The sequence below is a fragment of the Microcoleus sp. Pol7_B2 genome (assembly GCF_036701035.1).
Taxonomy (GTDB): domain Bacteria; phylum Cyanobacteriota; class Cyanobacteriia; order Cyanobacteriales; family Microcoleaceae; genus Microcoleus.
The window spans coordinates 1-1238 of sequence record NZ_JAUBQB010000154.1 but is presented as its reverse complement, the minus strand read 5'-3'; the positions used below and the strand labels follow the sequence as shown (position 1 = coordinate 1238).

Genomic DNA, 1238 nt, shown 5'->3' with positions numbered 1-1238 from the left:
CCACCATCAGCGCCATCGCCAACACTGCTAGCAGCACCTCAACGAGTCCAGACCCCAATCCTGCCAACAACAACGGCCGTGAGCCTGGCGCAACTGTTACCACCACTATCACCGCTGCCCCCACTCCGACTCCCCCACTCCCACCGACTCCGACTCCAACTCCCGCCAACAAACCACCGATAGCTAGCAACGTCAACCTCGAAATCGCCCCCAGCAGCGCTGTGGCGATCGCAGGACTCGGAGGAAGCGACCCCGACGGTTCGATCTCATCCTTCACCATCAACAGCGTCCCACCAGCAAATGAAGGGCTGATATTTTTAGGCAATCCCGATACTGGCGGCACGATTCTCACCGCAGGTCAAATTCTGACACCTGCTGACATTAACCAATTATTTTTCCAATCGACAGCCAACTTTACAACAGCAAATTTTACCTACAGCGCTACAGACAACCAGGGTGCCACCAGCCCCGCCAGTGCTACTGTATCGGCGCTGCTGCCGGTGCCAAACCAACCGCCCGTAGCTAACAACGTCAACCTTGAGATCGGGCCCAGCAGCGCTGTGGCGATCGCAGGACTCGGAGGAAGCGACCCCGACGGCTCGATCGCATCCTTCACCATCAACACCGTCCCACCCGCAAATGAAGGGCGGATATTTTTAGGCAATCCCGATACTGGCGGCCGGATTGTCACCGCAGGTCAAATTCTGACACCTACTGACATTAACCAATTATTTTTCCAATCGACAGCCAACTTTACAACAGCAAATTTCACCTACAGCGCTACAGACAACCAAGGTGCTACCAGCCCCGCCAGCGCTACTGTCTCTGCCATTCCCCTGAACGAACCAACACCACCAACACCAACACCACCAACACCACCAACACCAACACCACCAACACCACCAACACCAACACCACCAACACCACCAACACCACCAACACCACCAACACCACCAACACCACCAACACCAACACCACCAACACCACCAACACCAACACCACCAACACCAACACCACCAACACCAACACCGGCGCCGGAACCAGCACCACCAACACCGGCGCCGGAACCAGCACCACCAACACCGGCGCCAACACCAACACCACCAACACCGGCGCCGGAACCAGCACCACCAACACCGGCGCCAACACCAACACCGGCGCCAACACCAACACCACCAACACCGGCGCCAACACCAACACCACCAACACCCGCCCCCGAACAACCAACACCGACGCCA

1 protein-coding gene is annotated in these 1238 nt (G+C 57.5%); it reads left to right on the top strand.

What is annotated here, in order from left to right; translation table 11 throughout:
- Positions 1–1238: Ig-like domain-containing protein (locus QUA57_RS28070; protein ID WP_445304517.1), on the top strand; the 1238-nt coding region annotated here is incomplete at both ends.